The organism is Citrobacter sp. W9, assembly GCF_026719375.1.
GTDB classification, from domain to species: Bacteria; Pseudomonadota; Gammaproteobacteria; order Enterobacterales; family Enterobacteriaceae; genus Citrobacter; species Citrobacter werkmanii.
In genome coordinates this window covers 1-280 of the sequence record NZ_JAPPTE010000091.1, presented here as the reverse complement: position 1 = coordinate 280, position 280 = coordinate 1, and the positions used below count along the sequence as shown (strand labels likewise).

The 280-nt window shown below is 54.3% G+C and carries 1 pseudogene; it reads left to right on the top strand.

The features are described from left to right. Nucleotides 1–280: pseudogene (locus OOJ59_RS28010) on the top strand (23S rRNA pseudouridine(955/2504/2580) synthase); the annotation flags it as partial.

The window sequence follows — 280 nt, the reverse complement described above, 5'->3', positions numbered from 1 at the left end:
GTTTTAAAGTGGAAGAGCGCTATGCGTTTGCCACGCTTGTGCGCTGTAGCCCGGTGACCGGCCGTACGCACCAGATCCGTGTGCATACCCAGTATGCCGGTCATCCAATTGCTTTTGACGATCGCTACGGTGACCGTGAGTTCGATAAGCAACTGGCGGATACGGGGTTGAACCGACTTTTCCTGCATGCCGCAGCGTTGAAGTTTACTCATCCAGGTACGGGGGAAGTGATGCGTATTGAAGCGCCAATGGATAAACAGTTGAAGCGCTGCCTCGAGGT